This is a genomic window from Micromonospora sp. NPDC049101 (assembly GCF_040648675.1).
GTDB lineage: Bacteria > Actinomycetota > Actinomycetes > Mycobacteriales > Micromonosporaceae > Micromonospora.
Window position 1 is genome coordinate 1 of record NZ_JBEZED010000045.1, and the last position, 22,627, is coordinate 22,627.

At 74.4% G+C, this 22,627-nt stretch carries 17 protein-coding genes and 1 rRNA gene; 15 read left to right on the forward strand and 3 right to left on the reverse strand.

Going from position 1 to position 22,627, the window contains the following annotated elements; translation table 11 throughout:
* Positions 1–85 (forward strand): 5S ribosomal RNA (gene rrf / locus AB0B57_RS35655); the annotation flags it as partial.
* A gap of 90 nt (positions 86–175) precedes the next feature.
* On the opposite strand, the gene AB0B57_RS35660 is transcribed toward rrf, so the two are convergent.
* The gene (locus AB0B57_RS35660) at positions 176–1,966 is read right to left on the reverse strand and encodes a hypothetical protein (protein ID WP_357080522.1); all 1,791 of its coding nucleotides are present in this window, start codon (positions 1,964–1,966) and stop codon (positions 176–178) included.
* On the opposite strand from AB0B57_RS35660, the gene AB0B57_RS35665 reads away from it, so the two are divergent.
* Together AB0B57_RS35665 and AB0B57_RS35670 are read left to right on the forward strand one after the other, a co-directional pair.
* Complete coding sequence (locus AB0B57_RS35665) at positions 1,955–2,989, forward strand: tetratricopeptide repeat protein (protein ID WP_357080525.1); 1,035 nt, start codon at positions 1,955–1,957, stop codon at positions 2,987–2,989. The two genes, AB0B57_RS35660 and AB0B57_RS35665, sit on opposite strands and share 12 nt — an antisense overlap.
* Positions 2,986–4,017, forward strand: a complete 1,032-nt coding sequence (locus AB0B57_RS35670) for an HAD-IIA family hydrolase (RefSeq protein WP_357080527.1) — start codon at positions 2,986–2,988, stop codon at positions 4,015–4,017. The genes AB0B57_RS35665 and AB0B57_RS35670 overlap by 4 nt, the downstream gene beginning before the upstream one ends.
* 9 nt (positions 4,018–4,026) lie before the next feature.
* Here AB0B57_RS35670 and AB0B57_RS35675 read toward each other — a convergent pair whose 3' ends face one another.
* Positions 4,027–4,365, reverse strand: coding sequence for an SCP2 sterol-binding domain-containing protein (locus tag AB0B57_RS35675; protein WP_030334914.1), 339 nt, complete (start codon positions 4,363–4,365; stop codon positions 4,027–4,029).
* Between the two features lie 111 nt (positions 4,366–4,476).
* Between AB0B57_RS35675 and AB0B57_RS35680 the strand changes: the two genes are divergently transcribed.
* From AB0B57_RS35680 to AB0B57_RS35700, 5 genes are all read left to right on the forward strand, one after another.
* Positions 4,477–5,091 (forward strand): hypothetical protein, encoded by a 615-nt coding sequence (locus tag AB0B57_RS35680; RefSeq protein WP_357080532.1) that lies wholly within the window; start codon positions 4,477–4,479, stop codon positions 5,089–5,091.
* 65 nt (positions 5,092–5,156) lie between these two features.
* Positions 5,157–5,411 carry a hypothetical protein gene (locus AB0B57_RS35685; RefSeq protein WP_357080602.1) on the forward strand — a complete coding sequence of 85 codons (255 nt, stop codon included), beginning with the start codon at positions 5,157–5,159 and terminating at the stop codon, positions 5,409–5,411.
* 38 nt (positions 5,412–5,449) lie between these two features.
* Positions 5,450–6,313, forward strand: coding sequence for a TlyA family RNA methyltransferase (locus AB0B57_RS35690; protein ID WP_357080534.1), 864 nt, complete (start codon positions 5,450–5,452; stop codon positions 6,311–6,313).
* 85 nt (positions 6,314–6,398) lie between these two features.
* Complete coding sequence (locus AB0B57_RS35695) at positions 6,399–7,283, forward strand: NAD kinase (protein ID WP_357080537.1); 885 nt, start codon at positions 6,399–6,401, stop codon at positions 7,281–7,283.
* Between the two features lie 158 nt (positions 7,284–7,441).
* The gene (locus AB0B57_RS35700) at positions 7,442–11,161 is read left to right on the forward strand and encodes a S8 family serine peptidase (RefSeq protein ID WP_357080540.1); all 3,720 of its coding nucleotides are present in this window, start codon (positions 7,442–7,444) and stop codon (positions 11,159–11,161) included.
* A gap of 46 nt (positions 11,162–11,207) precedes the next feature.
* On the opposite strand, the gene AB0B57_RS35705 is transcribed toward AB0B57_RS35700, so the two are convergent.
* Positions 11,208–12,227, reverse strand: coding sequence for a helix-turn-helix domain-containing protein (locus AB0B57_RS35705; RefSeq protein ID WP_357080543.1), 1,020 nt, complete (start codon positions 12,225–12,227; stop codon positions 11,208–11,210).
* An 89-nt stretch (positions 12,228–12,316) separates the two neighbouring features.
* Here AB0B57_RS35705 and recN point away from each other — a divergent pair, with 89 nt between their 5' ends.
* The 7 genes from recN (at position 12,317) to AB0B57_RS35740 (ending at position 22,515) form a co-directional block, all read left to right on the forward strand.
* The gene (gene recN / locus AB0B57_RS35710; RefSeq protein WP_357080605.1) at positions 12,317–14,074 is read left to right on the forward strand and encodes a DNA repair protein RecN; all 1,758 of its coding nucleotides are present in this window, start codon (positions 12,317–12,319) and stop codon (positions 14,072–14,074) included.
* Positions 14,075–14,193: 119 nt separating this feature from the next.
* Positions 14,194–15,372, forward strand: coding sequence for a putative cytokinetic ring protein SteA (gene steA / locus AB0B57_RS35715; RefSeq protein WP_357080546.1), 1,179 nt, complete (start codon positions 14,194–14,196; stop codon positions 15,370–15,372).
* A 27-nt stretch (positions 15,373–15,399) separates the two neighbouring features.
* A complete protein-coding gene (locus AB0B57_RS35720) occupies positions 15,400–16,344 on the forward strand; it encodes a copper transporter (protein ID WP_357080549.1) in 945 nt (314 codons plus the stop codon).
* 55 nt (positions 16,345–16,399) lie between these two features.
* Positions 16,400–17,266 (forward strand): hypothetical protein, encoded by an 867-nt coding sequence (locus tag AB0B57_RS35725; protein WP_357080552.1) that lies wholly within the window; start codon positions 16,400–16,402, stop codon positions 17,264–17,266.
* A gap of 1 nt (position 17,267) precedes the next feature.
* The gene (locus AB0B57_RS35730; RefSeq protein ID WP_357080555.1) at positions 17,268–18,950 is read left to right on the forward strand and encodes a lipid II flippase MurJ; all 1,683 of its coding nucleotides are present in this window, start codon (positions 17,268–17,270) and stop codon (positions 18,948–18,950) included.
* Positions 18,947–20,116, forward strand: a complete 1,170-nt coding sequence (locus AB0B57_RS35735; RefSeq protein ID WP_357080558.1) for a glycosyltransferase family 4 protein — start codon at positions 18,947–18,949, stop codon at positions 20,114–20,116. Before AB0B57_RS35730 ends, AB0B57_RS35735 begins: the two co-directional genes overlap by 4 nt.
* Complete coding sequence (locus tag AB0B57_RS35740; RefSeq protein WP_357080561.1) at positions 20,116–22,515, forward strand: hypothetical protein; 2,400 nt, start codon at positions 20,116–20,118, stop codon at positions 22,513–22,515. Before AB0B57_RS35735 ends, AB0B57_RS35740 begins: the two co-directional genes overlap by 1 nt.
* Positions 22,516–22,627: the final 112 nt, after the last annotated feature.

The following is a 22,627-nucleotide window of genomic DNA, read 5'->3' on the forward strand; positions in this document are numbered from 1 at the left end:
TTACATTCCGAACCCGGAAGCTAAGCCCTCCAGCGCCGATGGTACTGCACTCGTGAGGGTGTGGGAGAGTAGGACGCCGCCGGACAATCTTCCAGTCGAGGGCCGCCCCATCCGGGTCGGCCCTCGACTGCGTAGCGCCATTGGTGGCGCAATCAGGAAGGATGTACCTGTGAGTTCAGGACCGCAGGGCGGAGACCGTCCCCGTCGCTACGAAGACCGTACTGACGGTGCGGGCGGACGCGACCGCGGCCCGCGCCGCGATGACCGAGACCGGCCCCCGTACCGGGGAGACCGCGACAGCGGTGGCGGCGCCCGCGGCGGATACGCCGGCGGCCGCGACTCTGGTTCCCGTGGCGGCGACCGGGACAGTTCGCGCTCCAGCGCCCCGCGCGAGGGTGGTTACCGTGGCGGCGACCGCGACGGTTCGCGCTCGGGTGCTCCCCGTGAGGGTGGCTTCCGTGGCGGCGACCGCGATGGTTCGCGCTCGGGTGCTCCCCGTGAGGGTGGCTTCCGTGGCGGCGACCGGGATGGTGGTTTCCGCGGCGGTGACCGTCGTGAGGGCGGTTTCCGTGGTGGCGACCGTGACGCTTCGCGTTCCAGCGGCCCTCGTGAGGGTGGGTTCCGTGGTGGCGACCGGGACGGCTCGCGTTCGAGCGCCCCGCGCGAGGGTGGTTTCCGTGGTGGCGACCGTGACGCTTCGCGTTCCAGCGGCCCTCGTGAGGGCGGCTTCCGTGGTGGCGACCGTGACGCTTCGCGTTCCAGCGGCCCTCGTGAGGGTGGGTTCCGCGGTGGCGACCGGGACGGCTCGCGTTCCAGCGCCCCGCGCGAGGGTGGTTTCCGTGGCGGCGATCGCCGCGAGGGTGGCTACCAGGGCGGCGACCGCACCCGCTCCGGCCCGTCCCGTGAGGGTGGTTTCCGTGGCGGTGACCGCGAGGGCGGTTTCCGCGGTGGCGATCGTCGTGAGGGCGGCTTCCGCGAGGGTTCCCGGCCTGGAGCCCCCCGCGAGGGTGGCGGTTTCCGTGGTGGTGACCGCGACGGTGGTTTCCGTGGTGGGGACCGTCGTGAGGGTGGTTTCCGTGGTGGCGACCGGGACGGCTCGCGTCCCAGTGGCCCGCGCGAGGGTGGTTTCCGTGGCGGTGACCGCGACGGTGGCTTCCGCGGCGGTGACCGTCGTGAGGGTGGTTTCCGTGGTGGGGACCGGCCGAGTGGACCGCGTGACGGCGGCGCGCCCCGCGAGGGTAGCTTCCGCGGTGGTGACCGCGACGGTGGTTTCCGTGGCGGTGACCGTCGTGAGGGTGGTTTCCGTGGTGGCGACCGGGACGGCTCGCGTCCCAGTGGCCCGCGCGAGGGCGGTTTCCGTGGCGGTGACCGCGACGGTGGCTTCCGCGGCGGTGACCGCGACGGTGGCTTCCGCGGCGGGGACCGCCGTGAGGGTGGTTTCCGTGGTGGCGACCGGCCGAGTGGACCGCGTGACGGCGGCGCGCCCCGCGAGGGTGGCTTCCGCGGCGGGGACCGCGACGCTGGTTTCCGTGGCGGGGACCGTCGTGAGGGTGGTTTCCGCGGTGGTGACCGCGAGGGTGGTTTCCGGGGCGGTGACCGTCGTGAAGGCGGGGCGCCTCGCGAAGGCGGCTTCCGTGGCGCGCCTCGCGAGGGTGGCTTCCGTGGCGGCGACCGGGACAACTCTCGGCCGAGTGGGCCGCGTGCGGGCGGTGGCTTCCGTGGCGGTGACCGCGAGGGTGGCTACCGTGGCGGCGACCGGGCGGGTGCTTCCCGGGCCGACGAGCGGCCGCGTCGCGAGGGCGAGTTCCGCCGCGACGACCGCGCTGGCGGCTCGGAGTCGTTCGAGGGCGGGCGTATCTCTGCCCCGGCCCTGCCGGACGACATCCTCGCGACCGACCTCGACAAGGACGTTCGCGCTGAGCTGCTCTCGCTGAACAAGCCGGTCGCCGAGACGGTGGCCCGGCACCTGGTCGCGACCGGTCAGCTGATCGACGAGGACCCGGCCGAGGCGTTGGCGCACGCGCTGGCCGCCCGGCGGCTCGCGTCGCGCATCTCCGCGGTCCGTGAAGCGGTGGGTCTTGCCGCGTACCACGCCGGGGAGTGGCAGTCGGCGATCGCCGAGCTGCGCACGTACCACCGGATGAGTGGTCTGCAGAGCCACCTGGCCGTGCTCGCGGACTGTGAGCGGGCGCTCGGCCGGCCGGAGCGGGCCATCGACCTGTTCCGCGGCGCTGACCGGGAGAAGTTGGACCCGGCCGTCGCGATCGAGCTGCTCATCGTCGCCGCGGGCGCCCGGGGTGACCTCGGGCAGAAGGACGCCGCGGTCGCGATGCTCCAGGTCCCGGACCTCACCAGTGAGGCCACGGTGCCGTGGACAGCTCGGCTGCGGTACGCGTACGCCGACGCGCTGCTGGCCGTGGGTCGACGCGAGGAGGCCCGCGAGTGGTTCTCCCGTGCCGCTGACGTGGACACCGAGGGCGAGACCGACGCCGCCGAGCGGCTGCTGGAACTCGACGGCGTGGTCATCGAAGGCGACGACGAGGACGAGGCCGCCGAGGAGATCGCCGCGGGACCGGGTGCTCCCGGCGCGGTTCCGGCCCAGCCGGACGCCGACCTGACCGGCGACGAGGACAACGACGACCGCGACGACGAAGACGACGAAGACGAAGACGACGAAGACCGCGACGACGAAGACGAAGACGACGAAGACCGCGACGACGAAGACGAAGACGACGAGGACTTCGACGACGACGAGCGGGACGGTGCTGTCGGCCGCCCTGGCGACGACGAGGACTCCGTCGACGAGGACTCCGTCGACGATGACGAGGACTTCGACGACGACGAGACCGGCACCGCCACGGCGGACACCGTCGCCGGCGGCGTGACGTCCGGCGACGCGGCGAATGGCGACGCGGCGAATGGCGACGTGGTGAACGGCGACGAAACCGCCCCCACCCGGGGCGACGAGTCCGAGCCGACGCAGCGGTGAACGCGGGCGCGGGGGAGCGGCTGGTCGACGGGTACACGCTTGTCGTCTTCGACCTGGACGGTGTGATCTACCTGATCGACCGGCCGATCCCCGGTGCCGTCGAGGCGGTGGCTCGGCTGCACGACGAGGGGCGGGCGGTGGCGTACGCCACCAACAACGCCTCCCGCCGGTCCAGTGAGGTCGCCGACCTGCTGACGGGGATGGGTGTGCCGGCTCGGCCGGAGGAGGTGCTCACCTCCGCCGCCGCCTCGGCCGAGCTGTTGCGGGACAGGCTGCCCGTCGGCGCACCGGTGCTGGTGGTCGGGGCGGAGGCCCTGCGCGCCGAGCTGCGCGCGGTCGGCCTGACCCCGGTCAGCAAGGCCGACGAGAGTCCGGCCGCGGTGGTGCAGGGGTACGGGCCGCAGGTCGGCTGGGCCGAGCTGGCCGAAGCGTCGATCGCGGTGCGGGGCGGAGCGCTCTGGATCGCCACCAACACCGACCGGACCCTGCCCAGTGGGCGAGGACCGTTGCCGGGTAACGGTTCGCTGGTCGCGGTGCTGCGCACGGCGCTGGAGCGGGACCCGGACGTGGTGGTCGGCAAGCCGGAGTCGGCGCTGTTCGAGACCGCCGCTCGGCGCGCCGACGGTGGCCGGAGCCTGGTGGTGGGCGATCGGTTGGACACCGACATCGAGGGTGCCCGCCGAGCCGGGCTGGACAGCCTGCTGGTGCTCACCGGCGTCCACGGCGTACCGGAGCTGCTGGCCGCCGAACCGCGGCGGCGTCCCACGTACGTCGCGAGGGACCTGGCGGGGCTCTTCGACCCGGCTGCCGCGGTGCGGGTCCCGGGCCCGGCGGACGCCGGCGGCTGGTCCGTGACCGACCGCGACGGCACCCTGGAGCTGGCCGGCTCGGGTCGGCCACTGGACGCGTTGGCCGCGCTCTGCGCGGTGGCCTGGTCGGCACCGGAGCCGGCGCTGCCGTCGATCCGCCCGATCGGCCCGGACGCGGCCCACGCGCTGGAGAGCTTCGGTCTGACCGCCGCCGCCTGACCGGGGTGGTCAGAGAAGCTTGCGGAGCTTCAGCAGGTCGAACGGGTTGGCTTTGATCGACACCCGGCGGGAGGTCACCGCGTTGGTGACGTCCAGGTCGCCGCGGACCAGGGCGAGCAGGTCGTCGCTGGACGTGCTCAGCGCGATCTTGGCCTTGGGGTCGTCGCCGTCGGTCAACTCGACAAGTCGACCGCCGGTGATCCGGCCGTGGAAGGCAGTGTCCAGGTCGGTGATCCGGCAGGCCAGCGTGCGGTCCAGGTCGATCCGTTCGCGCACCGTCTCGGCGTTGCGATCCAGCCGGGCGGCCAGCTCCTGCAATGCCTGCCGGCACTCGTCCACGCTGGCCACATCTCCCCCTCGCTGATCGCCACGCCGTCCTCGGCACCGTACCGCACGGCACGGTCCGGGGTGCCCGGTAGCGTGACACCTGCACACCTCGCCCCGTGGAAGGACTCAGGCATGCAGGACGCGTGGCGCGCCTACCTCGAGCTGGCCATGGGCCTGACGGAGGCGCCCCGGAAGAAGGCCCAGGACGCGGCACGTCGCCTCGTCGGCTCCGGCGGCGCGACCGCCGCCCAACTCCAGGCCCTCGGCGAGGAGCTGGTCACCACCGGCGCCGCCAACCGAGAGGCGTTGACCAAGCTGGTCCGGTTCGAGGTCGACCGGGCCCTCGGCGCGGTCGGGTTGGCCACCGCAGACGAGGTGGCCGAGCTGACCCGACGGGTGCGCGACCTGGAACGGCAGCTACGCGAGGCGCGTGCCGCCGAGCCGACGCACGCACCGACCGCCGGCCCCCGGGAGCAACCCGATCCGACCCTCGCCGCGCCGCCCGGTGACCGTCTCGTGCCGTCCGACGGCCCGGCCGGTGCCCCGGTCTCCGCGCCGACGACCGAGAAGGCCGTGGCGAAGAAGGCTGTGGCAAAGAAGGCTGTGGCGAAGAAGGCGATCGCCAAGAAGGCCGTCGCGAAGAAGCCGGCAGCGACGATCAGCCGGACCGACGACGACACCCCGACCCCGGCGGTCATGCCGGCCAAGAAGGCGGCCCGTCCGCAGCCGCCGGACGCCGCCGAATGAGCCAGCCCCATCCGCCGGCTGGTGGGTCGTTCCCGGCCCGGCCCGGTCCGCCGGCTGGCGGGTCGATCGCCGCCCGGCCCGCCCCTCCCGCAGGCGCCCGGCCCGGCCCTCCCGCAGGCGCCCGGCCCGGCCCTCCCGCAGGCGCCCGCCCCGGGCCGCCGCTGGACGTCGGGGACGACGCGGCGCGGCACCCGGCGGTGGACGCCGCGGTGCGGGCCATGGCCAACGCGGCGACGCTGGCCCCGGCCGACCAGATCGCCCAGTACGAGGCGGCCTACGAGACGTTGCGGGAGACCCTCGCCACCATCGACCAGACCTGAGTGGAACGACCAGGCCTGAGCAGACCGGAGAACCACCCATGGCACGTCGTAACCGGCTGGACGCCGAACTCGTCCGCCGCGGTCTGGCCCGCTCCCGGGAGCAGGCCGCCGCGCTGGTCGAGGCCGGCCGCGTCCAGCTGCGTGGGGTCGTCGCGCGCAAGGCCGCCGCGATGGTCGACCCCGCCGACCCGCTGCTGGTCACCGGCGAGGACCCGACCGAGGAGTACGTCTCCCGGGGCGGGCACAAGCTCGCCGGCGCGCTGGCCGCGTTCCGGGCCGGTGGGCTGCGTGTCGCCGGCCGGCGCTGCCTGGACGCCGGCGCGTCGACAGGTGGCTTCACCGACGTGCTGCTGCGCGCCGACGCCGCCGAGGTGGTGGCCGTGGACGTCGGCTACGGGCAGCTCGCCTGGCCGCTGCGCACGAATGAGCGGGTTCGTGTCCTGGAGCGCACCAATGTCCGTACCCTCGATCCGGACGCGATCGGCGGGCCGGTCGACCTCACGGTGGCCGACCTGTCGTTCATCTCGCTGCGGCTGGTGCTGCCGGCGTTGGCCGGCTGCACCCGCGACGACGGTGACCTGGCGTTGATGGTCAAGCCGCAGTTCGAGGTCGGCAAGGACCGGGTCGGCGCCGGCGGTGTGGTCCGCGACCCGGAGCTGCGTGCCGAGGCGGTGCTGGACGTGGCGGCGGCGGCCGCGCGGCTCGGCCTCGGGCTGGCCGACGTGGCGGCCAGTCCGCTGCCCGGGCCCAGCGGCAACGTGGAGTTCTTCGTATGGTTGCGCCGGGGCGCCGCACCAGCCGACCCGCAGCGGGTGCGGGCCGTGGTGGCGGCCGGGCCGGACGGTCCGACGACGGCCGGCGACGTGCCGGGCGTGGCGGCGGCGGAGGAGGTCGCAGGGTGAACACGCGTAGCGAGGGCACGGGCACGACACGCGGTGGTGCCGGTGCGACGGTGGCGCATCGCCGCCCGGTCGGGCGGGTGGCCCGATGAGCCGGACCGCTCTGCTGGTGACCCACACCGGGCGTCGGCGCAGCACCGAGCACGCCCGGTCGGTCGCGGCCGACCTGATCGCCGCGGGTTTCGAGGTACGGGTGGTGGCCGACGAGGCCGACGACCTCGACCTGCCCGGCGTGGTGCCGGTCGCCGGCCCGCAGGCCGCCGAGGGCGCCGAGATCGTCTTCGCGCTCGGCGGGGACGGCACCTTCCTGCGTGCCGCCGAGCTGGCCCGGCCGGCGAAGGCGCCGCTGCTCGGCATCAACCTGGGCAAGGTGGGCTTCCTGGCCGAGGCCGAGATCGACGACCTGGACAGCGCGGTGCGGGACGTCGTCGATCGCAACTACAGCGTCCACGAGCGGCTGACCCTGGACGTGACCGCCGAGTTCGACGGCGGGCCGACCATCGAGTCCTGGGCGCTCAACGAGATCAGCATCGAGAAGGGCGAGCGGGCGCAGATGCTCGAACTGCTCGTCGACGTGGACGGGCGACCACTGTCCCGCTACGGCTGCGACGGTGTCGTGTGCGCCACCCCCACCGGCTCCACCGCGTACGCGTTCTCCGGTGGCGGCCCGGTGGTCTGGCCGGAGGTGGAGGCGCTGCTCCTGGTGCCGATCAGCGCGCACGCGTTGTTCAGCCGTCCGTTGGTCACCGCCCCGACGTCCACCTTCGTGATCACCGTCGACCCGTTCACCACCCTCGCGGTGCTCTCCTGCGACGGGCGGCGCGTCTACGACCTCCCGCCCGGTGCCCGGGTGACGGTGCGTCGGGGTGCGCTGCCGGTGCGCATCGTGCGGCTGCGGGCCCGCCCGTTCACCGACCGGCTGGTCGCCAAGTTCGGCCTTCCCGTGCACGGTTGGCGTGGCAGCCGCCGGTGACCGCGGCGCACACGCTCGGTGGACGGCGGCTGTCCACCTGACGACATGTCGCCGCTACGGCGGCTGGCGACTAGTGACCTGGTGACAGGCTCCGTCGCAGACTCCGATCGGCCCTCGTCCACGGATGGCGGGCCTGGAGGAGTAGAGGAGCACATCGCATGCACTGGTCCCCACGCTGGCTCGCCGTCGGCGCGGTCGGCGCGTTGGTGGTCGGCCTCGCCACACCGGCGTCCGCCGACCCGCCCGCCCGGCCCACCGGCCCGAGGGCGGGCACGCCCGTCCCCGGCGCCGCGCCCGTTCGTCTCACGCTGATCACCGGCGACCAGGTCGACCTGGTACAGGCCGCACCTGGTCGGGTCGCCGCCACCGTCCGCCCGGGACCCGGGCGCGAGCGGATCGTCTTTCAGACCAGGCAGGTCGACGGCGCGCTGCGGGTGCTGCCCAGCGACGCCCTGCCCTACGTCTCCAGCGGGGTGCTCGACGGCAACCTGTTCGACGTGCAGGAGTTGGCCGCCGACGGCTACGGCGACGCCGCGCAGGGCAACCTGCCGTTGATCGTGCGCTACCAGGAGCCGGCCGCCGGTCGGGTCCGGCCGCTCGCCGGCGCCACCGACGCCCGACCCCTGGAGAGCATCAACGGCGCGGCGCTGCGGGTCGGCAAGGGTGACCTCGGCGGCCTGTGGAGCGCGCTCGCCGGCACGCCGACGACCCGGGCCACGGCCGGCGCGCCGCGGCTGGGCGGCGGCATCGCCCGGATCTGGCTGGACGGGCGGGTCCGCCCGACGCTGGAGCACAGCGTGCCGCAGATCGGCGCCCCGCAGGCCTGGGCGGCCGGGCGCGACGGCAGTGGCGTGACGGTGGCCGTCCTGGACACCGGTGTCGACGCCACCCACCCCGACCTGGCCGGACGGATCACCGAGGCGCGGGACTTCTCCAACAGTGGCAGCGCCCGGGACGGTCACGGCCACGGCACGCACGTCGCGGCCACCATCGCCGGCAGTGGCGCCGCGTCCGCGGGGCTGCGCAAGGGCGTCGCGCCCGGCGCGCGGCTGCTGGTCGGCAAGGTGCTCGACGACGGTGGCTCCGGCTACGACTCGTCCATCATCGCCGGCATGGAGTGGGCCGCCCACTCCGGCGCGAAGGTCGTCAGCATGAGCCTCGGCGGCGACCCGACCGACGGCACCGACCCGATGAGCCAGGCGGTCAACGACCTGACCGCCGAGACCGGCGCGCTCTTCGTGGTCGCCGCCGGTAACGCGGGCGCGGCGCGTACCGTCGGCTCGCCGGGCGCGGCCGCGGCGGCGCTCACCGTCGGCGCGGTGGACCGCGACGACAACCTGGCGGAGTTCTCCAGCCGGGGCCCGCGGCTCGGTGACAACGGCCTCAAGCCGGAGATCACCGCCCCGGGCGTCGGCATCGTCGCCGCGCGGGCCGCCGGGACCACCATGGGTACGCCGGTGGGCGACGCCTACACGACCGCGTCCGGGACCTCGATGGCCACCCCGCACGTGGCCGGCGCGGCGGCGATCCTCGCCCAGGAACACCCGGACTGGGCCGCCGGGACACTCAAGGACGCGCTGGTGAGCACCACGAAGGCCAACCCGGCGCTCACCGTCTTCGAGCAGGGTGGCGGCCGGGTCGACGTGGCTCGGGCGCTCAAGCAGCAGGTGTACGCCTCGGCCACCGTCGACTTCGGACGCATCAGCACCGGCACGGCGCCGGTCGAGCGGACCGTGACGTACACCAACGGCACGTCTGTCGCGCAGACCCTGCGGCCGGCCCTGGAGCTGCGCAACCTGGACAGCGGCGCGGCCGAGACCGACGGGGTCGCCGTCAGCTCCGGCGCGGTGACCGTGCCGGCGGGCGGAAGCGTCGCCGTGGCGCTGCGTGCCGACCCGGCGAAGCTGGCCCGTGGCCCGCACGGCGGCTGGCTGGTGGCGACCGGTTCCGACGGCGTGGTCGTACGCACGCCGGTCGGGCTCACCGTCAACGGCCCCCTGCACCAGGTCACCATCAAGGTGTTGGACCGGCAGGGCCAGCTGACTCTCTCGCCGGGGTTGACCCTCTTCGGTGAGCAGACCGAGTCGGACTACTGGGGCTGGTGGCCGGGCGAGGGCACCCTGCAGGTCGAGGAGGGCACCTACCTGCTCACCGCGATGATCGAGCACGGCGCTCCCCTGGACGAGCAGTTGACCGAGGCCGTCGAGCCGGAGCTGGTCGTCGACCGGGACCTGACCGTGGTGCTCGACGCGCGCAGGGGCACACCGGTGCGGATCGAGACGCCGAAGCCCAGCGAGCAGCAGGCCACCCTCAGCTACTACGTGCACCGGGTGTTGGCCAACGGCCGGCAGATCGACCACGGCGTGATGGCCTACAGCACCGTCGGGCAGGTCAACGTCACGCCGACCCGCCAGGTGCGCCAGGGTGAGTTCGAGTTCGCCTCGCGCTGGCAGCTCGTCGCCCCGATGGTGGACGCGACGGTCAGCGGGGTGTCCGGCCCGTCGGACATCAACCTGCTCGGCACCTCACCGGCGCCGACCGGCCGGCGCAAGCTGCCGCTGGTCTGGGCCGGTGTCGGGACCCCCGCCGAGCTGACCCGGGTGCGGGGCGCCGCCGCGCTGCTCAGCACCGACCCGAACCGTTCCGAGGAGGAGCAGATCGCCGCGGCCGCGGCAGCCGGCGCCGCCGTGGTGCTGATCGTTCGGCCGGCGGACATCTCCGCGTGGACGGTGTGGCGCCCGATCGGGGACCGGCTGCCGATCCCGTCGATGGCTGTCGCGTACGACGACGGGCAGCGGCTGATCGCGGCGGCCCGCAGGGGCCGGGCGACGCTCGACCTGACGCTCACCGTGGACAGCCCCTACCTGTACGACGTGTGGCAGGTGTCGAAGGGCCGGGTGCCGGAGCGCATCGTGCACACCGTGACCGCGCAGAACACCGCCGAGGTGACGGCGAGCTACGGCGACACGGGTGCCGGCTGGGCCACCGAGGAGCGGTTCGGCTGGCGTCCGTGGCAGGAGTACTCCTGGAACGACGACCAGCGCATGGTCCGCAACGGCACCACCCGCAAGGAGTACGTCAGCGCCGGGGACAACTGGTGGCAGCACCGGGTCCAGCACAAGCTCATGTTCCTGCAGTGGGGGCAGCTGGCCGGCGGCCTGACCGAGGCACCCCGGCGGTACGCCGCGGACGACCGGGAGACCGAGACCTGGCACGCCCCGGTGCTCCGGCCGGCCGTACCGGCCAGCGGTGCTCCGGTGCCCACCCGCACCGGTGACAGCCTGGACCTGCGGGTGCCGGAGTTCGTCGACGCGGGCGGCCACTACAGCGTCGCCGGCAACAGTGAGGAGTCGGACACCGTCGAGGCGCGGGTCAGCCGGGACGGCACGCCGATCGCCGACCTGTCCGCAGGGTGGGCCCCGGTGCCCACCACGGCGCAGCGGGCCCGCTACCGGCTGGACCTGACCACCAGGCGGTCCTCGGCCGAGTGGCGCTACGGCACCCGGACCGACACGGCCTGGGAGTTCACCTCGGCCCGGCCGGCGGGTGCCGCCGCGACGCCGTTGTCGCTGCTCCAGGTGGACTACCGGGTGCCGGCCGACCTGCTCGGCACGGTCCGCGGCAACCGGCCGCACGAGCTGGGGCTGACCCTGCGTCAGCCCGCCGGGGTGCCCGCGCCGAGGGGCACCAGCGTCCGTGTGCAGGTCTCCTTCGACGGGGGCGTCACCTGGCGCGCCGCGCCGACCAGGGGATCGGGTACCCGGTACACCGCGACCGTGCCGGCCGGGCGCGGAACGGTGTCGCTGCGGGTGCACGCCGCCGACCGGGCCGGGAACACCGTCGACCAGACGGTGCTCCAGGCGTACGGGCTGCGCTGATCGGCTGGGGGGTCCGCCGTCGACCGACGGCGGACCCCCCACGGCGTCAGAGCCAGCCGCGTCGGGCGACCTGGAACGCCAACCCGGGCCGGGTGTCCACACCGGCGGCGGCCATCAGGTCGGCGATGCGCCGCTGCACGGTACGCCGACTCACCCCGAGCTGGGAGGCGATGGACTTGTCCGGTACGCCGGCCACGAACAGCGACAGCAGCCGCGCCTCGTCGGCGTCCGGCTGATAACCGTCGCCCGGCTGATCCGGTGGATCCGGACGTCGGCCGTCGGTCGTCGCGACGACGAACGGATCGTCGAGCCGCAACGGGGTGGCCACCCGCCAGTGGCTCTCGAAGAGGGCGAGCAGCGCGTCGAGCAGTTGGCTGCGGCCGATCACGGCGGCGCTCGGTTCGCCGCCGTGGCGGTCGGGCACCAGCGGGCAGATGGCGATGCGGGCGTCCACGATGGCCAGCCGGACCGGCAGTCGGTCCAGGACCCGGGCCTGCTCTCCGGCGGCGACGCCCTTGCCCAGGTCGGCGAGCGCGCCCGGTTCCAACAGCAGGTCACGCTCGTAGATCGCCCGGTAGCGCACCCCGCGGGCCAGCGCGTCGAACTCCTCGACGTTCTCCGGGCCGGCCATCGCCAGGGGGTGGGCGCGGCAGAACCAGAGCACCTCGGCGCGTGCCGCATTCTGCAGATCGCGCAGACGGTCCCGCAGCACCCGACCGCCGGTGATCACCTCGACGAGGTGGTCGACGTGGTGCCGGCGCAGCCCGGACCGGTACTCCTCGGCCAGTTGGGTGACCCGTCGGCGGGCCGCCTCCAGGTCCTCCTGGCGACGCAGCAGCGTCGCGCCGAGGGCGACGTCCGGGGCGGTCGGGCGCAGCGGAGCGTCCGGGTCGTTGTCGGTGGGCTGCACCAGGCCCTTGCCGCGCAGCGCCTCGACCTGGGCGACGACCTGCTCACGGGGCCGACGCAGACGACTGACCAGCTCGTCGATGCGGGCCGTGGTGAGCTGGAGCAGGCAGCGGTAGAGCTCCTCCTCAGCCGAGGTCAGGCCGATCACGTCCAACACGGGGCAGAACTGTACGTCGGCTGGGTACCGGGCGCACCCGGGCCCGTCGGCTGGTCAACTGTCGGGCCTCGCGTCTACTGTCGGTGGCTGTGCTGGAAGAGCTGCGCATCACCGGACTGGGCGTCATCGAGGACACCACGCTGCCGTTGGCCGGCGGCATGAACGTCATCACCGGCGAGACCGGTGCGGGCAAGACGATGGTGGTGACCGGCCTCGGCCTGCTCTTCGGCGGCCGGGCCGACGCCGGGCGGGTCCGTGCCCAGCCGGGCCGGGCGGTGGTGGAGGGGCGGTTGCGCCTGCGCGGGCGGGTCGCCGACGCCGTGCACGCGCGGATCACCGAGGCCGGTGGCGAGCCCGACGAGGACGGCTCGGTGCTGCTGAGCCGCACGGTGACCGTGGAGGGGCGCTCGCGCGCCCACGTCGGCGGCCGGAGCATGCCGGTGTCGATGCTCGGTGAGGTCGGCGAGCAGGCCGTGGCCGTGCACGGCCAGTCCGACCAGCTGCGGCTGCTGCGCCCGGCCGAGCAACGCGCCGCCCTGGACCGGTTCGCCGGCCCCGCGCACGAGAAGCTGCTCGACGCGCTGCGCGAGGCGTACACCGGGTGGCGGCGGGTGGTCGACGACCTGGCCGACCGGCGGCGCAACGCCCGCGAACGCAACCAGGAGGCCGACCTGTTGCGCCTCGGCCTCGACGAGATCACCCGGGTCGATCCGCAGCCCGGTGAGGACGACGAGCTGAAGACCGAGGCGCAGCGGTTGGAGCACGCCGAGGGGCTGCGCACGGCCGCGCAGATCGCCCAGCAGTGCGTGGCGGGCGGTGCGGAGGCCGCCGACGAGACCCCGGACGCGGCGGCGTTGCTCGGCACCGCCCGGCGGACGCTGGAGGCGCAGTCCGGCACCGACCCGGCGCTCGGTGAGTTGGCGGCCCGCCTGGAGGAGGCGGCCACGCTCGTCACCGACGTGTCGGCGGAGCTGTCGGCGTACCTTGCGACGCTCGACGCGGACCCGGCCCGCCTGCAGCACGTCTACGAGCGGCGGGCGGCGCTGCGCGCGCTGACCCGCAAGTACGCCGACGACGTGGACGGCGTGATCGCCTGGGCCGATCGGGCGCGCACCCGACTGTCCGACCTGGACATGTCCGACGACCTGCTCGACGAGTTGGAGCGCGAGGGTCAGCGGCTCGCCGTGGAGGTGGCCGACCTGGCCGGGCGGGTGTCGGCCTCCCGGCAGGAGGCGGCGGTCCGCTTCGCCGAGCAGGTCACCGTCGAGCTGGCCGGTCTGGCCATGCCACACGCGCGGATCGAGGTGGCGGTGCTGCCGCGCCCGGCCGGTCGTGCCGAGCCGACGCTGGCGGTCAACGGCGTCGATGTGGGTGTCACGCCGGACGGTGGTGACGAGGTGGAGCTGCGGTTGCTGGCCCACCCGGGAGCGCCGTCGTTGCCGTTGCAGCGGGGTGCCTCCGGCGGTGAGTTGTCCCGGGTGATGCTCGCCATCGAGGTGGTCTTCGCCGGCTCGGGCGGGCCGCCCACGCTGGTCTTCGACGAGGTCGACGCGGGCGTCGGCGGGCAGGCGGCGGTGGAGATCGGCCGCCGGTTGGCGCGGTTGGCCCGCAGCCACCAGGTGCTCGTCGTCACGCACCTGCCGCAGGTGGCCGCGTTCGCCGACCGGCACCTGGTGGTGGCGAAGGACACCGGCGGGGCGGTGACGACAAGCGGGGTGCGGGTGGTGGAGGACACCGAGCGGGCCCGGGAGTTGGCCCGGATGCTGGCAGGTTTGCCCGATTCGGATCTGGGTATCGCCCACGCCGAGGAGCTTTTGGCCGTGGCCGCCAAGGAAAGGCGGCTGTGACGCCGCGTATTGTGAGCGCAAGCACACCGGCTTGTGCCGACGTGTGCTTCCCTGGGTAGGCGGCCCTGCTCAGGCATGTCGCGACAGAAAAGCCTGCCTCACATGCCAGGATGGTCACGATGCGTCTACCCACGTTGCGCCGAAACCGAAACTCCGACCCGGGCAAGGTCCTCGGCACCGCGCGCCTTGATCGCCGAACGAAACGCCTGGTCGGTCGGCTGCGCCCCGGTGACATCGCGATCATCGACCACGTCGACCTGGATCGGGTCGCGGCCGATTCGCTCGTCGCGGTCGGGGTCGGCGCGGTGCTCAACGCCAAGCCCTCGGTCTCCGGCCGTTACCCGAACCTCGGGCCGGAGGTGCTGGTCGCCGCCGGCATCCCGCTGCTCGACGACCTCGGTGAGGGCGTCTTCGAGCAGATCCGCGAGGGCGACCAGGTGCGCATCGAGGGCAACACGGTTTTTTCCGGCGACGAGCCGGTGGCCCACGGCAGCCTGCAGGACGCCGAGTCGGTCGCCAAGGCGATGGCCGACGCCCGGGAGGGTCTGTCGGTGCAGTTGGAGGCGTTCGCCGCCAACACGATGGACTACCTCCGCCAGGAGCGCGACCTGCTGCTCGACGGCGTCGGCGTGCCGGACATCGAGACGCAGATCCAGGGGCGACACTGCCTGATCGTGGTCCGTGGCTACGACTACAAGGCCGACCTGGACGTGCTACGCCCCTACATCCGGGAGTTCAAGCCGGTGCTCATCGGCGTCGACGGCGGCGCGGACGCGCTCGTCGAGGCCGGGTACACCCCCGACATGATCATCGGGGACATGGATTCGGTCACCGACGACGTGCTGCGCTGCGGTGCCGAGGTGATCGTGCACGCGTACCCGGACGGGCGGGCGCCCGGCCTGCCCCGGGTCAACGGCCTCGGCGTGCCGGCGATCACCTTCCCGGCCGCGGCGACAAGCGAGGACCTGGCCATGCTGCTCGCCGACGAGAAGGGCGCCTCGCTGCTGGTCGCGGTCGGCACCCACGCCACGCTCGTCGAGTTCCTCGACAAGGGGCGCGGCGGGATGGCCTCGACCTTCCTGACCCGCCTGAAGGTCGGCGGCAAGCTTGTCGACGCCAAGGGCGTGAGCAGGCTCTACCGGCAGAGCATCTCCGGGTCGTCGCTGCTGCTGCTGGTGCTGTCGGCGATCGCGGCGATGGCGTCCGCGGTGGCTGTCTCGACCGTCGGGAAGGCGTACCTGGGCGTGGTCGCCGAGTGGTGGGACAATTTCGTGTTCCAGCTGTACCGGCTCTTCTAGTTCCCGACCGATCAAGAGGCTGCAAGCGTGATCAACTTCCGCTACCACGTGGTGTCCCTCACCGCGGTGTTCCTGGCTCTGGCGATCGGCCTGGTGGTCGGCACGGCCGCCCTCAACGGCCCGGTCGCCGATTCGCTCGAGGGGCAGGTCACCGGGCTGCGCAAGGACAACCAGTACTGGCGCCAGCAGGTCAACAACATGGAGAAGCAGCTCGGGCTGGAAGAGGAGTTCGCCGAGGAGATGTCCCAGGTCGTCCTCCCGGGCGCACTGACCGGGCGGCGCGTGCTGGTGCTCACCCTGCCCAACGGGCGCGACCACACCGAGGGTGTGCTCAAGAAGCTCCAGCTCGCCGGGGCCACCATCACCGGCCGGGTCGATCTGCAGGACAAGCTCGTCAACCCGGACAACAACTCCAACCTGCTGGAGTTGGCCGTCACCGCGGCCCGCCCGACCGCGCAGACCACCGGCCTGCCCGGCAACGGGCACGGCGTGGAGACCTCCAGCGCGCTGCTGGCCAGCGTCCTGCTGGACCGGGCTCAGGGCGTCGCGCCGGTCAGCGACGCCGACCGGCGGGCGGTGCTCGCCGCGTACAACAACGCCGGCTACCTGACCACCGACAACAACAAGGTCACCGGCTCGGCGGAGGCGGTCGTCGTGGTCAGCGGCCAGCCGTACGTCGACAAGGACTCCGACAAGCGGGACGAGTCGGTCGTCAAGATCGCCGAGCAGTTCGACCGGACCGGCGCGATCGTGGTGGCCGGCAACGGCTCCGCCGGCGGCAACCTGGTCTCGGTGGTCCGCGGTGACCCGGTGCTCTCGCAGACCATCTCCACGGTCGACAACGCCAACACCGTGCAGGGCCAGTTGGTCACCAGCCTCGCCCTGGTGCAGCAGCTCACCGAGAAGAAGGCCGGCCAGTACGGCGTCGGCGACAACGCCGCCTCCGGCCTGTTGCCTAGACTGCCCCAGTGAGCGAACGACGTACCCCCGTGTCCGTAACCGACGAGGCGGACGGAAGGGCAGCGGCATGAGCATCCTGGGTCGGCTGCTGATCGCCGGTGCCGGTGCCGCCGCCGCCCGCTACGCGCTGCGCGAGGTGCGCACCTCCCCGGCCGGACCGGCACTGGAGCGCACCAACTTCCGGGGCCGCACGGTGACCCTCGCCGCCGGGCCGGCGCTCGCCGCCGGGGCGAGCGCCGTCGGCGCGTTCGGTGCCACCAGCGGCGCCTCCGGTGGGGCCGCCCTGGTCGCCGGCCTCGGTGCCGGTGGCGTCGGTCTCTACGACGACGTGGTCGGCGCACGGCCGGAGCAGAAGGCGGCCAAGGGTTTCGCCGGTCACCTCGCCGCGCTGCGCGAGGGACGGGTCACCGCGGGCCTGGTCAAGGTCGTCGGGGTGGGTGCCGCCGGGGTGGGTGCCGCCGCGCTGCTCGCCGCCGACCCCCGCGTCGCCGCGCACCCCCGCCGGCAGCGCCACGGCGCCGTCGGCCGCGGCGTCGACGTGCTGCTCGGCGCCGGTGTGATCGCCGGCACGGCCAACCTGCTCAACCTGCTCGACCTGCGGCCGGGCCGGGCCCTCAAGGCCGGGCTGCTGCTCGCCGCGCCGCTGACCGGCGGCCCGCACGGCGGGATCGCCGCCGGCGCGGCCGGTGCCGCCGCCGGCCTGCTCCGCGACGACCTGGCCGAGGACGTGATGCTCGGCGACAGCGGCGCGAACGCCCTCGGGGCGCTGCTCGGCGTCGCGCTCGCCGCCCGGACCGGCCCGCTCGGCCGGGCCGCTCTGCTCGCCGTGCTCGCCGGTCTCACCGCCACCAGTGAGAAGGTCAGCTTCACCGCCGTGATCCAGCGGACCCGGGGACTGCGCGAGCTCGACGCACTGGGCCGACGCGCCGACTGACGTGATCAGACCGGCTCCCCTCGCCGGCGCCGGCCGGTTGGCCGGGGCAGCCGCGCTCATCGCCGTCCTCACCGTGGCCAGCCGGCTCGCCGGCTTCGGCCGCACCGCCGTGTTCACCCTGGGCCTGGGGCACACCGACCTCGGTGGCACCTACGTGGTGGCCAACGCGGTACCCAACTTCATCTTCGAGATCGTCGCCGGGGGAGCGCTGGCCAGCCTCGTCGTACCGCTGCTGGCCGGCGCGGTCGCGGCGGGCGACCGGACGGCCGTCGCCCGGACCACCGGGGCGCTGCTGACCTGGACGTTGGCCCTGCTGGTCCCGCTCGCGCTGCTCGTGGTGCTCGCCGCCGGGCCGGTGATCGGGCTGCTCGGCGACGGGCTGACCGCCGCCCAACAGCAGAGCGGCATCCGGATGCTGCGGGTCTTCGCGCCACAACTGCCGCTGTACGGGGTCGGCATCGTGCTCGCCGGGGTGCTGCAGGCCCACCGCCGCTTCGCCTGGCCGGTGCTCGCCCCGTTGCTGTCCAGTCTTACCGTCATCGTCGTCTACCTCGTGTTCGGGGCCACCCAGGGCCGCTACGCCACCGTCGCGGGGGTCAGCGCCGGTGGCGAGTTGCTGCTCTCCGCCGGCACCACCCTCGGTGTGCTGGTGCTGTCGCTGTCCCTGCTGATCCCGGTCCGCCGGCTCCACCTGGGGTTGCGGCCCGGCTTCGGGTTCCCCGCCGACGTGCGGGCGCGGGTCGGCGGGTTGGCGGTGGCCGGCGCGGTCACCGTCGCCACCCAGCAGATCGCCCTGATCGTCAGCCTCAACCAGGTCACCTACGGCGCGGCGACGAATCCCGCCGTCTACAACCTGGCGCAGACCGTCTACCTGCTGCCGTGGGCGGTGCTGGCGGTGCCGCTGGCCATCGCGGCGTACCCGACCCTGGCGGCGGCGCGGGCAGCCGGCGACGAGGACACCTACCGGTCGACCCTGGCGCCGGCCGTGCGCGGGGTGCTCCTGTTCAGTTGTCTCGGCACGGCCGCGCTGATCGGGACGGCCGGACCGGTCGGGCACTTCTTCTTTCCCGCGGCCACCGCCGCGTCCGCCACCGCCGCGATCACCGGGTACGCCCCGGGCCTGATCGGTTACGGCCTCTTCGCGGTGCTCACCCGGGCGCTCTACGCCCGGGGGGAGACCCGGGTGGCCACTGTCGCCACCGCCGTCGGCTTCCTGGTGGTGCCGGCCGTCGCCCTTCCACTGGGTGCGTTGCTGCCGCTGCGGGACCGGGTGCTCGCGGTGACGTCCGCGAACTCGGTGGGGATGCTGGTCCTCGGGGCGCTTCTGCTCCTGGCGGTGGCGCGCAGCGCCGGCCGTCCGGCGTTGGCCGGTGCGGCCCGTGCCGGGGCGGCCGGTGGCCTCGCCGGTGTGCTCGCCGCGCTCGCCGGGCTGGGCGTCACCCGATGGCTCGACACGCCGGGCGGCGGCACCCCGACGACGGCCGTGGCACTCGGTCAGGGCATGCTGTCCGGGGTTCTGGTTGGGGCGGTGTTCCTCGCGGTGCTCTGGTTCGTCGACCGGCGAGACGTGCAACCGCTGCTCGCCGGGGTGCTGCGGCGTCTGGGTCGGCGGGGGCCACGGGGCGACGGGCCGACGCCGGTCTCCCCGGAGCGGGGCGACGGGAAGGAGACGGCAGCGCGATGACTGAGCCACCTCAGCCTGCCGACTGGTCGGGCAGCGTCGCGTTGGTGCTCGCGTCCAGCACCGGCGGGGTCGGCCAGCACGTCCGGTCGGTGGCCCGTGGCCTCGTCGCGGGCGGCACCACAGTCCTGGTCTGCGGGCCCGCCGCCACCCAGGAGCAGTTCGACTTCACCGGCGTCGGTGCGCGGTTCGAGCCGGTGGAGATCCCGGCCAGCCCGACGCCGGCCGACGCGCGGGCGGTGCTCGCGCTGCGCCGGGTGCTCACCGCCGCCGGGGTCGACGTGGTGCACGCGCACGGCCTGCGGGCCGGCCTGGTCGCCGTGCTGGCCCGTCCGGCCGCCCCGCTGATCGTCACCTGGCACAACGCGGTGCTCGCGGGAGGACTGCGGGGTGGGGTGTCCCGGCTCGTCGAACGGGTGGTGGCCCGGGGCGTCCGGGTGGCGCTGGGCGCTTCCGCGGACCTGGTGCGACGGGCCGCCGAGGTGGGCGCCGCCGACGCCCGGCTCGCCCCGGTCGCCGCGCCGACGCTGCCCGCGCCGCGTCGCCGTCCAGCGGCGGTACGCGCCGAGTTCGGCGTCCGCCCGGACCAGCCGTTGATCCTCTCGGTCGGCCGGCTGCACCCGCAGAAACGCTACGACGTGCTGATCGACGCGGCGGCCCGCTGGCGTACGCGTACCCCGCCGCCGGTCGTGGTGATCGCGGGCAGTGGGCCGGCGTATCTGCCGCTTGCCGCACGGACGTCGGCGGCCCGCGCACCGGTGACCCTGCTGGGGCACCGCACCGACGTGGCCGACCTGCTCGCCGGCGCGGATCTCGCGGTGGTGACAAGCGACTGGGAGGCCCGACAACTCTTCGCCCAGGAGGCGCTGCGTGCCGGCGTACCGCTGGTGGCCACCGCGGTCGGCGGGCTCCCGGACCTGGTCGGCGACGCCGCCACGCTGATCCCCGCGGGCGATGTGGACGCGGTCGACGCGGCGGTGCGGGCGTTGCTGGACGATCCGGCGGCACGCGCCGAGTTGGGCCGGCGGGGCGCCGAACGGGCGGCGACGTGGCCGACCGAGACGGACACCGTGCGCACGCTTGCCGCCCTCTACGCCGAGCTGGCCCCGGACCGCACCGGTCCGGCGGCCACCCCGGACTCCGACGCCCCGAGAACGGGACACCGGTGATGCTGCGCCGAATCGCCCCCGCCCTGTTGACCGTGCTCGTGGTGGCGCTCGGTGTCACCGCGCTGGCCGCCCGCCCACCCCAGGGCATCCCGCGACGCACCGCCGACTTCGTGGTGCTCGCCGGGATCGCCGGGCTGCGCTGGGAGGACGTCGATCCGCAGAGCACCCCGACGCTGTGGCGGATGGCCCGCGACGGGTCGATCGGCTCGCTGTCGGTGCGTTCCGCGCACCGCCCCACCTGCCCGGTGGACGGCTGGCTGACCCTGGGCGCGGGCAGCTTCGCCGCGTGGAACGGCAGCCGGCCGCCCGACGGTTGCCCGCCGGCCGGGGTGGTCGTGGAACAACCCGACGGCATCGGCGCGAACCTGCCCGACCAGGAGAGCGTGGTGCAGCACAACCAGCAGCGCCTGTCCTGGGGTGCCATGCCCGGATCGCTGTCGGAGTCGGTCCGCTGCTCCGTCGCGGTGGGCCCGGGTGCGGCGGTGGCGGCGGCCCGACCGTTCGGCCGCGTCGACAGGTACGCCGCGGCGCTGCCGGTCGACCCGCGGACGCTGCTCGGTTCGTGCGTGCTGAGCATCGTCGACCTCGGCACCGTCGAGGGGGACGACCCGGCGCAGCGCGCGTCGCAGGCCCGCGCGGCGGACGCCCAACTGGCCCGGGTGCTGGCCGCACGGCCACCGCGGTCGTTGGTGCTGGTCGCGGGGATCTCCGACACCGCCCAGCCGTCGCGGCTGCACGTGGCGGTCGCCGACGGTCCGGGCTGGGAACGGGGGTGGCTCACCTCGGCCAGCACCGGCCGCGACGGGTACCTGCAACTCGTCGACCTCGCGCCGACCGCGCTCGCCGCGCTGGGCCGGCCGATGCCGGAGCGGCTCTTCCTCGGGCGTCCGGCGGTCAGCACCGACGGTCGACCGGCCGACCTCGCCGACGCGATAAGCGCCCCGGCGGACGCCGATCAGGAGGCGGCCGCCCAGCGGACCGTCTCCGGCCGGTTCTTCACGCTGCTCGCCTGCGTGCAGGTGTTCCTGGCGCTGGCGATCCTGCCGCTGCTGCGCCGTGCCCGCCCGCACGCCGGGCCGACCGGCCCGACCCCCGGGCGGATCGTGGCGGTGGCGGAGCTGCTGCTTGTCGCCGCCGCGTTGACGGTGCCGGCGGCGCTGCTGGCCGACGCGGTGCCCTGGTGGCGGGGCGACCACCCCGGCTGGCTCTTCGCCGGGATCACCGCGCTGCTGGTGGCCGCCGGCACCGCGGCGGTCCGGTTCGTCCCCGGGTACGCGGGCACTCTCGGCCCCCTCGGCGCGGTGGCCGGCCTCACCACGCTCGTCGTCGGCATGGACGTGCTCACCGGGGCCCGACTCCAGCTCAACGGTGTGGTCGGCTACTCCGCGTTGCAGGGCGGCCGGTACGCCGGGCTGAGCACGGTGGGGCTGGGAGTGTTCCTCGCCGGTGCGTTGCTCGCCGGGGGATGGTTCGCCCAACGGGTGCACCGAGGCTGGCGGCCCGCGGTGATGGTGGCCGTGGGCGGTCTCGCCGTGGTGGTGGTCGGCAGCCCGTACCTGGGCGCCGATCCGGTCGGCGCGATCGCGCTCACCGCCGGGGTGAGCGTCGCCGCCGTGATCAGCGCCGGCGGCTGGTTGACGGTCAGCCGGCTGGCCTGGGCCGCCATGGCCGCCCTCGCGGTCGGCATCGGGTTCGCCGTGGTGGACCTGCGGCGTTCGGCGGCCGAGCGGGGCAGTCTGGGCAGGTTCCTCTCCGCGCTCGGCGACGGCACCGGCGGATTCACCGTGCACCGGTCCAGCACGGAGAACTTCGAGACGTTGGTCAACAGCCCGCTGACCGTGCTGGCGCTTGTCGGTGGGCTGCTCGTGTGGTTCGCCCTGCTGCAGCCGTGGGGCGGGCTGATGCGGTTGTTCGGCATCTACCCGGCGGTCCGGGCCGCGATGGCCGGCACCGTGGTCGCCGCGGTGCTCGGCGGTGTGCTCGACGGCGCGGCGTTTGACGTGCTGGGCGCCGCCGCCTCGCTCGTGGTGCCGATGGCCGCCCTGGCGTCGTTGCGGGTTCTCGGACATGCCGCCGACCGGACCCGCCCGCTGCCGGGCCGCTCCCGCGCGGACGGCGTCGACGAGTCCGGGTCCGGCGGGGCCGGGCCGACCGGCGGGGGTGACGGCCCGACCGGTGGCGGCGGGCCGCTGGGCGCGGTCCATCCCCGTCCGATCAGCGGCCCACCCTCGGGCTCGGTGACGGCTGCCGCGCCGCCGGAGACCCCGGACGACTCCACGACCGACGCCGACGACCCGGCGGCGCCGACCGCGAGCGGGTCGACACCGGACGCCGCGCCAACGGTGCCCGTGCCGCCCCGGCAGGTCAACAGGTCATCGACCGAGGTTGCCGCTTCCTGAGCGCGGGCCTGTTCGCGGACGACCCGGTGGTGTCGCAGCCGGGGTGCGGCCTGCGGGTCCCCGCCCGGGAGGTGTTACCGTCGAGTCCCGTGGATCGCGATCACTGAGCTGA